This window comes from Armatimonadota bacterium (assembly GCA_013314775.1).
GTDB lineage: Bacteria > Armatimonadota > Zipacnadia > Zipacnadales > JABUFB01 > JABUFB01.
On the sequence record JABUFB010000003.1, the window covers coordinates 116,757 to 130,712 of the forward strand.

Here is a 13,956-nt window from a genome sequence, read left to right on the forward strand (position 1 = left end):
GCGCCGGCGTCCGAGGGCTTCCCGCCCCCGGCTACAGGGTGTGGGCGACGACCGAGGGCAAAGGGCACGCTGATCGCGCATTCGGCCTCAGCCGGCACGTATCTCACAGGAGCGAGGGTCCTGGGGCTTCGCGCCGTCCGCTTGACCTTTGCGGACGGCGCTTCGTATAATGCCAGCGCATTCCGGCCGCAACTTGCGGCGGCGCTCGATGTCGGATTACTTGGGCTGATGGGCCCGAACCGCAGATCAGTCGTCAAAGGAGCCTCCACGCGATGACGGTTGCGAGGATGGCGGCTCTGGGGCTTGCCGCGTGCACCCTGGCGCTGCTTATTGGCTGCAGCAGCAGCGATGACAATTTTCTGTACCTGAACATCAGCGAACGCGCCGCCTGGAGCAGCGGGAACCTGCTTTGCTACGCGTCCTTCGGGGCCGATGGGCAGCGTTATCTGTACCGCAGCAACAGCGAGGGCGGCAATAAGTTCCTGCTCACCCGGTCGGCGAACAAGCCGGACAGCTTCATCGACGAAGGTGGCTGGCATCCGGCCTTCAGCCCGGACGGGGGGACAATCGTGTTCTCCGGCCGCCGCAACAAGGGCAGTGTGTCGCTGATGCTCATGAACACTATCCAAGGCGACCGTGCGGCGATCACGAACCTCACCGACGCCACGGTGACCGGTACCGACCAACAGCCGTCTTACAGGCCGGACGGCGCAAAGATCATCTTCTCGACCACGAAGGTGATTGGCGGGCAGGGCACCGGCGGCCCGGATATCGCGACGATCAACCCAGACGGAACCGGGCTTGAATATGTCGTGGCCACCCCCGAGATCGAGCAGTGGCCCGTGTACAGCCCGGACGGCAGCAAGATCGCCTTCCAGCGCGGCCCGGCGAGCGGACCGACGGATATCATCGTCCGCGACATGGCCACTGGCGTGGAGACCAATATCACCGCGGCGCTGCGCCGGGGCGCGGGGGATGTCTCACGCTTCGAGGCTCCCTGCTGGGCCACCGTGGGCGGGGCAGAGTATATCTACCTGCACTCCAACCGCGACACATTCTTTGAGATCTACCGGGTGGGCGTTGACGGCAGCAATCTGGAGCGCATCACGAACACGAGCAACTCCGAGGGGTTCCCGGTCATGAAACCCGACGGAACCCGCCTGCTGTTCACTCGGGATCGCGAACTCTGGAGCAGCGCGCCCAACGGCGGAACCGAAAAGCGCGTAACCCGCCGGTACTGATTTTCGCGCAACTTCATTGCTCCCCCGCGAGCCCGGGGAGCTGAGTATCCTGCGGCTCCGCTCGAACTCGGGCGGAGCCGCGTTGTATTTCGAGAAGCCTGCCCGAGCTTGTGCATCCGCAATCGCCGGCCGAATCCGCCAAACATTTCCAGGGTGACGCATGAGTTCATCGTCCGAACAGCCGACTAGAGGGGCCGAGAAGCCGGTTCCCGCCGGGCAAGGCCTGGCCTCCGCCGCGATCCTGATGGTGGTGCTGACTTTCGCCGCACGCATCGCCGGAATGGTGCGGATGATGGTGGTGGGCAGCGCTTTTGGCGCGGGCGGAGACATCAACTCCTTCTTCGCCGCTTTCACCATTCCCGACCTGATCTACTTCCTCATCGCCGGCGGGGCGGCGCGCACCGCCTTTGTGCCTGTGTTCACCGAATACCTGGCTCACGGACGCCGGCGCGAAGCGTGGCGGATCTTCAGCACTATCTTCTGGCTCCTGTTGATCGTGGGGGGCCTGGTGGTCATCGGCGGCTCACTCTTCGCGCCCCAGGTTGCGCGCCTGTCAGCGCTGGGTTGGCTGGGTTCGGCGCCCGAACGTGTGGATGTGTGCGCCCGTATCATGCGTATCATTTTCCCGGCCCAGCTGTTCCTGGTGCTCGGCAGCCTCCTCATGGGTACGCTCAATGCCCACAAGCACTTCCTTTGGCCGGCGCTGGGGCCGCTGGTCTATGACGTGGTGTTCATCATCGGCGCGGTGATCGGCGGCACACTCCCGGAGAGCGAAGGGCTTGTGGTGATGGCCTGGGGATCGGTGGTAGGGGCACTACTGGGCAGTGTGGTTATCCAGATTCCGCCCCTGGCAGCACGCGGTGCGAGACTGCTGCCCGTGTTCGATCTGAAGGACGAGGGGGTGCGCAGGACGATCCGTCTTGCCCTCCCGGTGATCCTGGGCCTCGCGGTGGCTGAGATCAACTGGGTCGTGGTGCGGGTCCTGGCCACCATGTGCCAGGAGAACGCCCCGGCGGTGCTGGAGTATGCGAACCGGCTCTGGAAGTTGCCGTCGGGGGTATTCGCGGCGGGTATCGCCATTGCTGTTTTCCCCTCTCTCTCGGAGCACTACGCGCGGGGCGATCTCAAGTCCTACCGCCGCGATTTCTCCTTCGCCATGCGCAATACGCTGTTCCTGGTGCTGCCGGTGACGGTGGTCTTCGCCACGCTCTCCACCCCCATCGTCCGCATGCTCTTCCAACGTGGGAGCTTCGATCCGTCCACTTCGCCGCTTGTGGGAACCGTGGTCTTGTGGTTGAGCCCCGGGATGATCTCCCTGGGCATATCGTACATCGCTGCTCGTGCCTTCTACGCGCGCCAGAACACAGTCACTCCCGTGGTCTGTGGGATCATCTCGATCGTGGTCTGCCTCGGCCTTGGGTATTGGGCGACCCAGACCAACGGCGTGATTGGCCTGGCCATGGCCACCTCGGCCACGGCAGTACTCAACGCGGTGCTCCTGATCTTGTTGCTGAAACGCGAAGTCGGGCAGCTTGATGGGGGCAGGATCGCGCGGTCGCTGCTGCGTATACTGCCTGGAACCGTGGGGCTCGGGCTCATCTGCTGGACGGGATCGGCGTGGCTGACTGGGAGACTTGGTACCGAGAGCGAACTGGCGAAGCTCCTCACGGTGATGGTGCCCGTCACCGTGAGCGCGGCCTTCTATGTGGTGAGTTGCGCGCTGCTGCATGCCGAGGAACTCAAGAGCGCGTGGCGGATTATTGCGCGGAAGCGGCCGGAGGGTCTGGCGAATGAAGGGGCCGGGCAAGCCCTGGACGACCAATAGAAACAAAATCGAGGCCTGCACGCGATTGCCGGCCCCGATCCGTCCTGCTTCAGTCACCCCTGATGACGCCGCACTGCCTCTACCCGATCTGAATCATCCGCTCCACCGACTGCCTGGCCTTGCGCGCCACCTCCGGATCGATGGTGATCTCCTCCGTGCGGGTAACCAGCGCGCGCTTCACACTCTCCAGCGTGGTCAGCTTCATGTTCGGGCATAGCGCCGAAGAGATCTGGTGGAAGACCTTGTCCGGGTTCTCCTTCTGCAGCGGGTGCACGATCCCGAACTCGGTGACCACGATGAACTCCTGTGCTTCGCTCTTGCGGGCGTAGTTGAGCATGCCGCCGGTGGAGAGCACCACGTCTGCCAGCGCGAGGGTCTCCTCGGGGCATTCGGGGTGGGCCATGACGACCGCCTGGGGGTGGTGGCGTTTTGCGTCGGCCACCATGTCCGGCGTGATGCTTTGGTGCACAGGGCAGAAGCCCCCGTAAAGGATGATCCGCTTCTCCGGGACATGCTTCGCAACCCAGCGTCCGAGATGCTGATCAGGGACGAAGAGGATGGTCTCGGCCTCCAACGAGCGCACGACGTCCACGGCATTGGAGGACGTGCAGCAGATGTCCGATTCTGCCTTCACCTCGGCTGTGGTATTCACGTAAGCCACCACCGGCGCGCCGGGGTGTTCTGCTTTGAACTCGCGCAGGGCCACGGGGTCGATCATATCCGCCATCGGGCACCCTGCCGCTTTCTCCGGCAGCAGCACGGTCTTGTCGGGGCTGAGCAGCTTGGCTGTCTGGGCCATGAAATGCACGCCGCAGAAGACAATGACCTGCGCGTCTGTCTTCGCCGCCTCACGGCTGAGCCCGAGAGAATCGCCGGTGAAGTCGGCGACGTCCTGCACCTCGGCCCGTTGGTAATTGTGGGCGAGGATAACGGCATGCTTCTGGGTGCAAAGCTCCCGGATTTCCCTGGAGAGCTTCTCGTAGTCGCTCACGGTGTTTCCCCTCCTGGCTGCCGCTGGACCGGCTACACGAGGCCCTTGCGCTTCGCATCCGCCCACATCGGCGACATCTCCCGCAGGCGCTCCACGAATCCCGGTAACGCGTTCAGAAGTATGTCCACCTCGGCCCGGGTGTTGTTCCGCCCCAGGCTGATGCGAAGCGAGCCGTGGGCGACCTCGTGGACGCAGCCCGTGGCCAGCAGCACATGGGACGGGTCCAGGGAGCCCGAGGTGCAGGCCGAACCGCTGGACGCGCAGATGCCGTACAGGTCCAACGACAGCAGCATCCCCTCGCCCTCAATGTAGTTGACAACGAAACTGGCGATGTTGGGCAGGCGCTTCTCGGGGTGCCCGGTGAGCTGGCACATGGGCACCCTCTCCAGCACGCCATCGATCACTCGCCGGCAGAGTTCGGCGATGCGGGCATTGTCGCTTTCCGCGCGGCTTGCCAGGAGCTCCACGGCTTTGCCCATACCCACGATCCCCGCCACGTTCTCGGTACCCGCGCGCCGGCCCAGTTCCTGCCCCCCGCCGTCGATAAGTTTCACGAGTCTGGTTCCCCTGCGGATGTACAGGGCCCCCACACCTTTGGGACCGTAGATCTTGTGGGCGGACATGGCCATGAGGTCCACGTTCAGCTCGTTCACATCCAGCGGAACCTTGCCCAGTGACTGCACGGCGTCGGTGTGAAACAGGACGCCGCGGCTTTTGCAAAGTGCGCCGATCTCCGCGATGGGCTGGATCGTGCCCACCTCGTTGTTGGAGTGCATGATACTGACGAGAATCGTGTCCTCTCGTATGGCTTCCGCGACCTGTTCCGTCGCGATGAGCCCATACTTGTCGGGATTGAGCACGGTGACCTCAAATCCGTCACGCTGCAGTGCGAGGCAGGCGTCCAGCACGGCGTGGTGCTCGATTCCGGAGGTGATAATGTGCCGGCCTTTGTCCGCATTGGCCCAAGCCGCGCCCTTGATGGCGTAGTTGTCGGATTCTGAGCCGCAGCCGGTGAAAATGACCTCGCGCGGCGTAGCGCCGATGTAACCGGCCACAGTCTCGCGCGCCTTCTCAAGCGCCACGCGCGACCGCGCTGCCAACTGGTAGACGCTGCTGGGATTGCCGAACTCGTCCTGCAGGAACGGGAGCATGGCCCCGAGGACTTCGGGGTCGATTCTCGTGGTTGCTGCATTATCGAAATAGATCAATCTGGTCGACTCCTCACCATCGCGCAGGTGCTGGCGCACAGACTCGGGGGCAGAACGACGCCTGCCCTTGGATAAGAAGGTTATCCTTCCTCTCTATGAGAGTCAAGCATGGCAGCGCAGGTCGCAGGTGCATGGGTAGCTGCTCGGAAGGCGGCAAGTGGCCGACCACTCTGCGGCGCCGTGGGCGGTTGCAGCGATCAAAAATGCGCAACAAAGGTTTCACAAAGTCTTGACCTTGATTCAATCTTGCGCTAATATTGAGTAGTGGGTACAGACAATGTAGGGGCAACACGAACCACTCGCTAGGGGGCGAGAAAGGTGCTCGGCGAATTCTGGCGTACCATCGCAGTGTTCTTCGCCGACGAGGACGGGGTGACGACCCTCGAGTATGCCATCATGGTTGCCTTGGTCGCGCTGGGTTCCGTTGGCGCATGGACCCGGTTGATCGACCTCTCCGACACCATGGGCAAAGTGGCCGACGATACAGCCGACGCTTTCCAGCGGATGGCAAATCGCTCGCCGTGACCCGGCCACTGAGCGAGAGGCAGGTCTGGCCTTCAAAGGTTCCGCGAGGGCGTGACTGTCTTCATTGGCTCTCTCGTGGCGGTTGTTTTCATGCACGACCGCGGTTCGAGGATGGCCAGGCTACCCGCAGTCGCAGGGCGTCTTCCCGCATTTCGGGCATCCGCCACCGTAACGCTGTGCTGATGCCTGCTCCAAGTCTATCCCCTTCACGTTCGCCAGGGTCGTGAGCCACGCAAGCACATCGGCGAACTCTTCCGCCTGCTGTTCAGGAGTGCCTCTGCGCAGGGCTCTGGAAAGCTCTCCCACTTCCTCGACCAACCACATGAAGTTGCCGTCGATCCCACGGGCGCTGTCCTTCTCGAAGTAGATGTCCCGGATCAGGCTCTGGTAATGGCGTATGGTCATCAGTCTATCTCCACAATGACGGGCTGATTGGCGCTCATCGGATGAAGAGTACCACGTCTTTTCGGCTCGAGCCAGTCCCCCGGGGTTTCGCGGAAGCCGGGCTTGGATTGGACGGGCGAAAGGCTGGGCGACCTCGCGGGTGCTGGGATACCAGGCACTCGCGGTCCTCAGGTCCTCGGCATACCGGGAGTGCGGGAGCTTGTCGATTTCCCGCCTTCGCAAGTGGCTCTCCGCTGTCTCTGCATTGGCTTTGTCAGACGAGATGCAGCATGGTATAATCGTCCAAGCGTCGCTAGGGGAGCCCACCCGGGCTGAGATAGCGGAGACCCCGCTGACCCTGGGAACCTGATCCGGTTAGTACCGGCGTAGGGAAGCGACAGACGAGCGCCTGATATGGGTCGCCGGCTGCATGCTTCCTCAAGATGCCGGCGGCCCTTTATTTTGGGGCCGCCGCACCGAAAGGAGCGGTCTCGATGAGTCAGATCAAGGAAACACTGATTACCCGCCTCATCGTCGATGCCTTCGCGGAGGACTTTCGCGAATCTCTGGAACTGGATGTGGCCATCGCGGGAGCGGGGCCGTCCGGAATCCACGCCGCGAAACTCCTCGCTCGACGGGGATACAAGGTGGGCGTGTTCGAGCGCAACCTTCACGTCGGCGGCGGCATGTGGGGCGGCGGCATGCTCTTCCCGCGCATCGTTGTCCAGGAGGATGCTCGGGCCATCCTGGAGGAGGTGGGTGTGCGTCTGAATGAGCGCGAGACCGGCCTGTACACCGCCGATTCCGTAGAGACAGTGAGCAAGTGCGCGGCGGCAGCAATCGACGCGGGGGCGCGGATCTGGGTGGGCGTGTCGGTGGAGGATGTCATCATCCGCGAGGCCGACCGGGTCTCGGGCATTGTCATCAACTGGGGTGCGGTGGAGATGGCCGGCCTGCACGTGGACCCGCTGGCGTTGGAGGCGAAGGTGGTCATCGACGCCACCGGGCATCCAGCTGAGGTTGCCCGGCGGGTGCTGGCGAAGATCCCCGGCGCGTGCCTGTGCGACGGCGCCACCTGCGTTCCCGGCGAGAAGCCGATGTGGGCCGAAGTGGGGGAAGGGTCGCTGGTGCCCAATACCCGCGAGATATACCCCGGTCTGATCGCCTGCGGGATGGCGGCCAACGCGGTGTTCGCAGGCCCCCGCATGGGTGCTATCTTCGGAGGGATGTTCCTGTCCGGGGAGAGAGCAGCGGAGATAGCGGTGGAGATGATGGGACACAGGGTATTATAAGGAGGAATCGGCCACTCGGGACGCGAAGTTGCCTCAATCATAGAGACGACTGGTCGGGGGAGGGGCATCGCCTTTGCGACCGTTGACGGAAGGCCCTTCGGCAAGGGACGCGGACGCACTGGTCGCCTTGCCGAAGTTCATCACGCGTGTGCCGCCGGTGAGAGAACGGGCGGGATCCCGACGCATCATCGCGACCAGCGTCTACGACTCGTCTGGGCGTCTGACGGGGCTCAAGGTGGACGCACACGTGTCTCTACCCAGACGAGGAAGGCATGGCGAGACGCCGCAGGTGGCCCTGGTATGGCGTGGCGTCTGTGTGAGGCGCATTGACTGGGAGGTCTGTCATGTGTTCGCAGACGGTCTCACAGTCCCAGGTTGGCATGAGCACCTGTGGGACGACGTCCATGGCAGCGAGTGCGGCCGGACGTTCGAGCCCCCACTGGGCGTAGAGACAGACCTTCGAGAGATGTTCATCTGCGCCTGTCACCACTGGAACATCACGGTGCGCACAAGGCAGGACCAGCACTTGAGAGAGGAGGACAGGTAACGTGCTCACCAGCGCATCCGATTTGATCCAGCCGTATCTTCAGGCATTGGGGAGCGGTTTCCGCCTCGGCAAGGCACCCGATGGCACCACGGTCGTGAGTACTCCCTTCAGGTTCGCGACTGGCGATCCGCTTGAGATCGCGGTATGGGAAGAAGCTGACGGTCTTGTCCTGAGCGACCGCGGAGGGCTCATCCGCTCGCTTCTGGTAGCCGGAATTGATGCGTTCAAGCCCGGTAGAGCCCGGTCCCGCGTAGCGAGCACGCTGGCACCGCGCCGGGCCGAACTTGATGGGGCCACCGTTATCAGCCCGGTCGGGGAGGCGGGTGCTGGCAGGGCGGTACAGAACCTGGTTCAGTCACTCCTGGACGCGCAGGTTGCGGCCGAGTCAGTGATGAGGCCACATGGTCCGGCGATGGAGACCGAGACGTACTCGGTCATCCGCGAGGTATTGGATGACGCGGACGCACGCTACCGGGAAGGCATGCGTATTGCCGGAGCCACCACTCGGCGTTACCAGGTGGACTTCCAGTTGGCCTTTGCCACGAGCGGGATCATTCGCGCTGTTCTTGTCGTCGCCAGACATCAGCCTCTGGCATTCGCCGAGAGGTGGAACTTCCGGTTCCGCGACATCCGTGCTGCCCGCCCGCGCCTCCACCGCATAGTGGCGGTTGACGCAGCGACCAAATGGACTTCCGCTGCCCAGAAGACACTGGAATCGGAATGCGAAATGCTGGTCTCGCCCGGCGAGCCCGAGCAGCTATCGGAATACCTTCGAAATGCCGCTCCAATTGCGGCGTAGGCATCAGAAACTGCCCAGTTCCCAACAGGAGAGGTACACACATGCCCACCGTCGTCACCTTCGGCGAAATCATGATGCGGCTCAAGCCCATGGAGTTCCTGCGCTTCACCCAGGCCGACACCTTTGAAGTCACCTACGGCGGCGGTGAAGCCAATGTCGCCGTTTCGCTGGCCTGCTTCGGCATCGACGCCCGGTATGTCACGGCTCTGCCCGACAATGACATCGGCCAGGCATGTCTCAACTACGTCAGGCGTTTCGGCGTGGACACCAGCCACATCGTGCGCCAGGGCAAGCGCCTGGGCATCTACTTCCTGGAAGCCGGCGCGGTGCAGCGCCCGTCCAAGGTCATCTACGATCGCGCGGGCGCATCCATCGCCGAGGTCAAGCGAGGCGACATCGACTGGTCTGCGGCTTTCGCAGGCGCTGACTGGTTCCACTGGACCGGCATCACCCCGGCCATCAGCGAGGGCGCGGCGGATGTGTGCCTCGAGGGCATCGAGGCCGCAAAGGCTGCCGGGCTCACCGTCTCGTGTGACCTGAACTTCCGGAAGAACCTGTGGAAGTGGGGTAAGAGCGCCACCGAAGTCATGCCCGAACTGGTGAAGCACTGCGACCTTGCCATCGGCAATGAGGAGGATGCCGAGAAGGTGTTCGGCATCACCGCCGAAGGCATCGATGTGGACGCTGGGCAGGTGGATGCAGCGCTGTATGAGAGTGTCGCCGCACAGCTTATGGAGCGCTTCCCGAACCTGAGAAAGGTGTCGATCACCCTGCGCGAGAGCATCTCCGCCTCGAACAACGGCTGGAGCGCCGTGCTGTATGACGGCACCACGCTCTGCGTCGGTCCGCACTATGAGATCGTGCCAATTGTGGACCGCGTGGGCGGGGGCGACAGCTTCGCGGCAGGCCTGATCTACTCCTTGCTGTCCGGCAAGAGCGATCAGGAGGCCCTCAATTTCGCCGTAACCGCCAGCGCCCTCAAGCACACCATCACCGGGGACTTCAACCTGGTGACGGTGGCCGAAGTGGAGGGCGTGCTCAAATCCGGTGGCGGCGGCCGGGTGCAGAGGTAGGATCGACCTACGCCAATACGAAAGGTTGGATGAACGCCATGCAGTACCGCGAACTGGGCACCACCGGCGTGCAGGTTTCCGAGATCATCCTGGGGGCCTGGCAGTTCGGCGTCGCGAACTGGACCGACGTCGAAGACGATATGTCGATCAAGACCATACACGCGGCACTGGATGCGGGGATCAACTGCATCGACACCGCGGTGGGGTACGGGTCCGGGCATTCCGAGGAGATCGTGGGCAAGGCCGTCCAGGGCCGGCGGGATGAGGTCATTCTGGCCAGCAAGATCGGCGCCAATCCCGACGGCATCCGCAAGGGCATCGACGCCTGTCTCGAGCGCATGGGCATCGACTTCATCGACCTGTACCAGGTGCATTACCCCAGCCCACAGATTCCCATTGCCGACACTATCGGTGCGATGGATGAGATCCGGCAGGCGGGCAAGGTGCGTCTCGTCGGCGTCTCCAACTTCTCTCTCGAACAGATGCAGCAGGCCGTGGCCACCGCGAGGATCGATACCTGCCAGCCGCCTTTCAACGTGCTCTGGAGGCAGATCGATGCAGACGTGCTGCCTTTCTGCGTCGAAAACGGGATCGCCGTGATCCCGTACAGCCCGTTGGCACAGGGCCTGCTCACTGGCAAGTTCCGCAGCCGCGAGGACATTCCCGGCGACATCCGCGCCGCGAACAAGCTCTTCGCCGAGGGCATCTTCGAACAGTGCCTGGAAGTCGTGGATCTCATGCAGGGCATCGCCGATGCCCACGGCAAGACGCTGATTGAGACCACCATCGCCTGGACACTGCAGTACCCGGGCATCACCGCGCCGATCTGCGGCGCGCGTAATCCCCGGCAGGTGGAGGGCATGCTGGGCGGCGTGGGTTGGCGGCTCTCGGAGGAGGAGTTCGAAGCGATCAGCCGGGCCGGCGCGAAAGTCAGCGAGCAGCTGGACTTCAGCAGCAACATGTGGGGCTACGCGCCCAAGTAGACAACGCAAGAGCGGCCGGGCGGGACCCGTGTCAGGGTGCCGCCCGGTCTGTTCGCATTGCAGTCCCGGCCCGCGGCCGTTCCGCACGCCTCGCCTGTGTGCCTTGAGCCCTGGTGCGCGGTGTGGTACATTCCCCCCACCATAGCCTATCGACAGGAGCCGCTTGACTTGCCGAAGATACGCCTGTTTCGTCCCCAGATTCGCCGGGCCATCAGGGGGGCCATTGGCCCGGCCGCCATCGGTTTTCTCGAGAACCTTGTGGCCCGGAAGTCCTGGCACGAGACCCAGGAACTCGGGCGCCGCATCGGCCGTCTCGGGTATCGCCACCACCGCCGCTACCGGTCGAAGTGTGAGGAGAATCTGCGCATCGCATATGGTGACGAACTCACCGGCGACCAGATCGACGACATCGTGTGCAGGTACTTCGAGCACGCGGTGATGATGTTTCTGGAGCTTCTGCGCTTGCCGTCGATGGACCACCAGGAACTCGCAGGGCTGTCCACGCTTCACGGGCTGGAGCACTACGAGAACGCCATTGCGCAGGGCAATGGTGTGGTGATACTCGCGGGCCACCTGGGAAATTGGGAAGTGGGCGCCCTGCACATGCTGCAGGAGGGCCTGCCTATTATCCCGCTATCTCGCACGCCCAAGAGTCCGCGGCTCGCCCGGTCCATTCTCCGGCTGCGGGAGAAGATGGGCTTCCCGATCATCCCCATCAGCGAGGGCGTGCGGGGGATCATGCGGGCACTGAAGAAGAATCAGTGTGTGCCGATCCTGCCTGACCAGTTCGCTTGGGGGAACGGGCTGACAGTGCCGTACTTCGGGCAGCCCACCCATGTCTGGCATACCCCGGCTCTCATGGCGCAGCGCACAGGTTGCCAGATCCTGCCGGTGCTCCCGATCCGCCAGGAGGACGGCACCATCTCCACGACGCTCTTGCCGCCGGTGGAGCAGATCGATACCGGCGACCGGGACTTCGACCTGTGGGTGAACACCGCGCGATGCATGGCGGCCATTGAGGCCTGCGTGCGCCAGTACCCCAGCCAGTATTTCTGGCATTACCACTTCTGGCGGCCGGGACACGAGTTCCCGCCGCCGTATCCCTTCGAGCGGCTTGAGGGTCTCTTGTGAACGTGACTGCGGGCGCCCGGCCAACAGTGCCGTCTCCACGAGGAGTTGGGTAAGTGGCAACTGAGGGATACCTGGCGATTGTCCAGGTTGTGTTCGCGCTTGTCGGAGGCATCGCTCTCCTGGTGTGGAGCGCGACGCGTCTCATTGAGGGCGCGGCCGCCGCTGCCTGGCACCTGCGGGTGCCGGCTCTCCTGGTCGGTATGGTCATTATCGGCTTCGGAACATCCCTGCCCGAATTCGCTGTCTCGCTGCTGTCGGGCCTTCAAGGCGCGCCATCCCTTGCGCTCGGCAATGCCTACGGCTCGAATATCGCCAACATCGGCCTCGTTCTGGGTATGTCCGCGTTGGTGCGGCCAGTCCTGGTGCATTCCCGGGTTCTGCGCGTGGAACTGCCGATCCTGTGCATGGTCACCGCCGTGAGCGTGGCCCTCATGTGGGACGGGAAGTTGTCCGTGCTGGACGGCGCGTCTCTGCTGGTGGTCTTCGGAATACTGGCGGCCTGGAGCGTGATCCAGGGGCGCCAGGATGGAGATGATGCGCTGGGCGCGGAGATGCAGCAGGAACTCAATGCCCACCCCATGACGCTGCAGCGGGCACTGATCTGGGTGGCAGTGGGTCTTGTGCTCCTATTGGTCAGTTCCCGGGCGCTGGTGTGGGGCGCGGTTGAGGCCGCAACGCTCCTTGGGGTGAGCGACCTGCTCATCGGGCTGACCGTGGTGGCGGTGGGGACCTCGCTGCCCGAACTGGCCGCCGCGCTGGCCGCCGTGCGCAAGGACGAGCCCGATCTGGCTCTGGGCAATGTGCTGGGCTCCAACCTGTTCAACACGCTGGGCGTGGTCGGTGCCGCCGTGGTCGCGGGACGCGGAATGGATGTCCCTCCCGACCTGCTGCCCCGGGACATGGTGGCGGTGGGCATCCTCACGGTATCCCTGTACGTCCTGGGTTACCGGTTCCGCAAACCTCGCGGGCGCATCAACCGGCACGAGGGCGCCGCGTTGCTGCTTGTCTACATGGCATACACTGCCGTGCTCATCGTCACGGCCCGAGGCGGCCCGGCGAACTGACCGCCCCGGCCCTCACCCTTACTCCAGCTTGTACGTCGCCGTGATCATCACCGACATCGACGCCTCGCCCACGGTCGGCTTGGAGCTGAACATCTGCATGATCGTGGCCATGGTGCCCAGGGACTGATCGATGACTGATACGCTCACCAACGGCCCCAGTTTCTTGCCGGCGTTGGCGGCTGCGGATGCCGCGGCTGCCTGCGCGTTCTTCAGGGCGTCCGCCATCGCCTGGTCGCGCAGTGCGGTCGAGTCGTTCACTCCGAATTCGAACAGGTTGTCGGCCACCATCGCCTGGACCATGGCATTGCTTCCCTGAGGGTTGACCTTGGCCACGCCGGCCACCAGGTCCACGATACGCCCTGCGTCCTCATACATTGTTCCCGGGTCGAGTCTGGTCATTCTGACCGTGATGGTGCTGTTGGCGAACCACTGGCGCTCCGCGTCCTGCCGCGCCATGGCATAAACCCCGCCACCGGACAGGGAGGGTGGCGAGGACGTGATGCTCTCCTCGGCGATACCTGAGGCAACAAGCTTGTCGTAGGCCCGCTGGTCATCGTCGCGGTTCATGGTCAACGCCGTCTCCGCCGAAGGCGCTGAAGACTGGATGAAAATGTGGACGTCCAACCAGTCGGCAGGCTGTTTTGCCGAGCCCCCTGCCATTACGGAGATGCAGTTGTCCGCCACCGGTGGGGTCAAGAACTGGGCCTGAGCGCCTGCGCAAAGCGCGAGCATCAGCCCGAGGCACATCACGACGGCGTACGCTTTCATTGTTCAACATCTCCTTTGGGGTCTCTTCCCGCCGAGGCGGGCCTTGCGGCTCGGCTCACCATACCTTCGCTATGCGGCGTCCAGTCCCCTGCAAAGGGTTGCGGGGCATCGGCAGGGAATGAGCT

The 13,956-nt window shown here is 63.7% G+C and carries 14 protein-coding genes and 1 riboswitch; of the genes, 10 read left to right on the forward strand and 4 right to left on the reverse strand.

Annotation, left to right across the window (positions count from 1 at the left end):
* Positions 1 to 272: 272 nt before the first annotated feature.
* Positions 273 to 1,241, forward strand: a complete 969-nt coding sequence (locus HPY44_03305; protein NSW55016.1) for a PD40 domain-containing protein — start codon at positions 273 to 275, stop codon at positions 1,239 to 1,241.
* Between the two features lie 160 nt (positions 1,242 to 1,401).
* Complete coding sequence (gene murJ, locus HPY44_03310; GenBank protein ID NSW55017.1) at positions 1,402 to 3,066, forward strand: murein biosynthesis integral membrane protein MurJ; 1,665 nt, start codon at positions 1,402 to 1,404, stop codon at positions 3,064 to 3,066.
* Between the two features lie 79 nt (positions 3,067 to 3,145).
* Here murJ and nadA read toward each other — a convergent pair whose 3' ends face one another.
* Entirely contained in the window at positions 3,146 to 4,123 is a 978-nt protein-coding gene (gene nadA, locus HPY44_03315; GenBank protein ID NSW55018.1) for a quinolinate synthase NadA, read from the reverse strand.
* Positions 4,090 to 5,292, reverse strand: coding sequence for a cysteine desulfurase NifS (gene nifS / locus HPY44_03320; protein ID NSW55019.1), 1,203 nt, complete (start codon positions 5,290 to 5,292; stop codon positions 4,090 to 4,092). Before nifS ends, nadA begins: the two co-directional genes overlap by 34 nt.
* A gap of 291 nt (positions 5,293 to 5,583) precedes the next feature.
* Here nifS and HPY44_03325 point away from each other — a divergent pair, with 291 nt between their 5' ends.
* A complete protein-coding gene (locus HPY44_03325; protein ID NSW55020.1) occupies positions 5,584 to 5,790 on the forward strand; it encodes a Flp family type IVb pilin in 207 nt (68 codons plus the stop codon).
* 120 nt (positions 5,791 to 5,910) lie between these two features.
* Here the strand turns inward: HPY44_03325 and HPY44_03330 are convergent, their stop codons facing one another.
* Positions 5,911 to 6,195 (reverse strand): nucleotide pyrophosphohydrolase, encoded by a 285-nt coding sequence (locus HPY44_03330; protein ID NSW55021.1) that lies wholly within the window; start codon positions 6,193 to 6,195, stop codon positions 5,911 to 5,913.
* Between the two features lie 284 nt (positions 6,196 to 6,479).
* Positions 6,480 to 6,584, forward strand: a riboswitch (TPP riboswitch).
* Between the two features lie 84 nt (positions 6,585 to 6,668).
* Between HPY44_03330 and HPY44_03335 the strand changes: the two genes are divergently transcribed.
* The 7 genes from HPY44_03335 to HPY44_03365 all read left to right on the forward strand — a co-directional run bounded on the left by HPY44_03335 (position 6,669) and on the right by HPY44_03365 (position 13,063).
* Positions 6,669 to 7,466 (forward strand): thiazole biosynthesis protein, encoded by a 798-nt coding sequence (locus tag HPY44_03335; protein NSW55022.1) that lies wholly within the window; start codon positions 6,669 to 6,671, stop codon positions 7,464 to 7,466.
* A 73-nt stretch (positions 7,467 to 7,539) separates the two neighbouring features.
* A complete protein-coding gene (locus tag HPY44_03340) occupies positions 7,540 to 8,013 on the forward strand; it encodes a hypothetical protein (GenBank protein NSW55023.1) in 474 nt (157 codons plus the stop codon).
* Position 8,014: 1 nt separating this feature from the next.
* The gene (locus tag HPY44_03345; protein ID NSW55024.1) at positions 8,015 to 8,812 is read left to right on the forward strand and encodes a DUF1828 domain-containing protein; all 798 of its coding nucleotides are present in this window, start codon (positions 8,015 to 8,017) and stop codon (positions 8,810 to 8,812) included.
* Positions 8,813 to 8,853: 41 nt separating this feature from the next.
* Entirely contained in the window at positions 8,854 to 9,885 is a 1,032-nt protein-coding gene (locus HPY44_03350; GenBank protein NSW55025.1) for a sugar kinase, read from the forward strand.
* Between the two features lie 38 nt (positions 9,886 to 9,923).
* On the forward strand, positions 9,924 to 10,868 hold the full coding sequence (locus HPY44_03355; protein NSW55026.1) for an aldo/keto reductase: 945 nt from the start codon (positions 9,924 to 9,926) through the stop codon (positions 10,866 to 10,868).
* 168 nt (positions 10,869 to 11,036) lie between these two features.
* Positions 11,037 to 11,999, forward strand: coding sequence for a lysophospholipid acyltransferase family protein (locus HPY44_03360; protein ID NSW55027.1), 963 nt, complete (start codon positions 11,037 to 11,039; stop codon positions 11,997 to 11,999).
* Between the two features lie 77 nt (positions 12,000 to 12,076).
* Positions 12,077 to 13,063 (forward strand): calcium/sodium antiporter, encoded by a 987-nt coding sequence (locus tag HPY44_03365; GenBank protein ID NSW55028.1) that lies wholly within the window; start codon positions 12,077 to 12,079, stop codon positions 13,061 to 13,063.
* Positions 13,064 to 13,081: 18 nt separating this feature from the next.
* Here the strand turns inward: HPY44_03365 and HPY44_03370 are convergent, their stop codons facing one another.
* Positions 13,082 to 13,831 (reverse strand): SIMPL domain-containing protein, encoded by a 750-nt coding sequence (locus tag HPY44_03370; protein NSW55029.1) that lies wholly within the window; start codon positions 13,829 to 13,831, stop codon positions 13,082 to 13,084.
* Positions 13,832 to 13,956 lie beyond the last annotated feature (125 nt).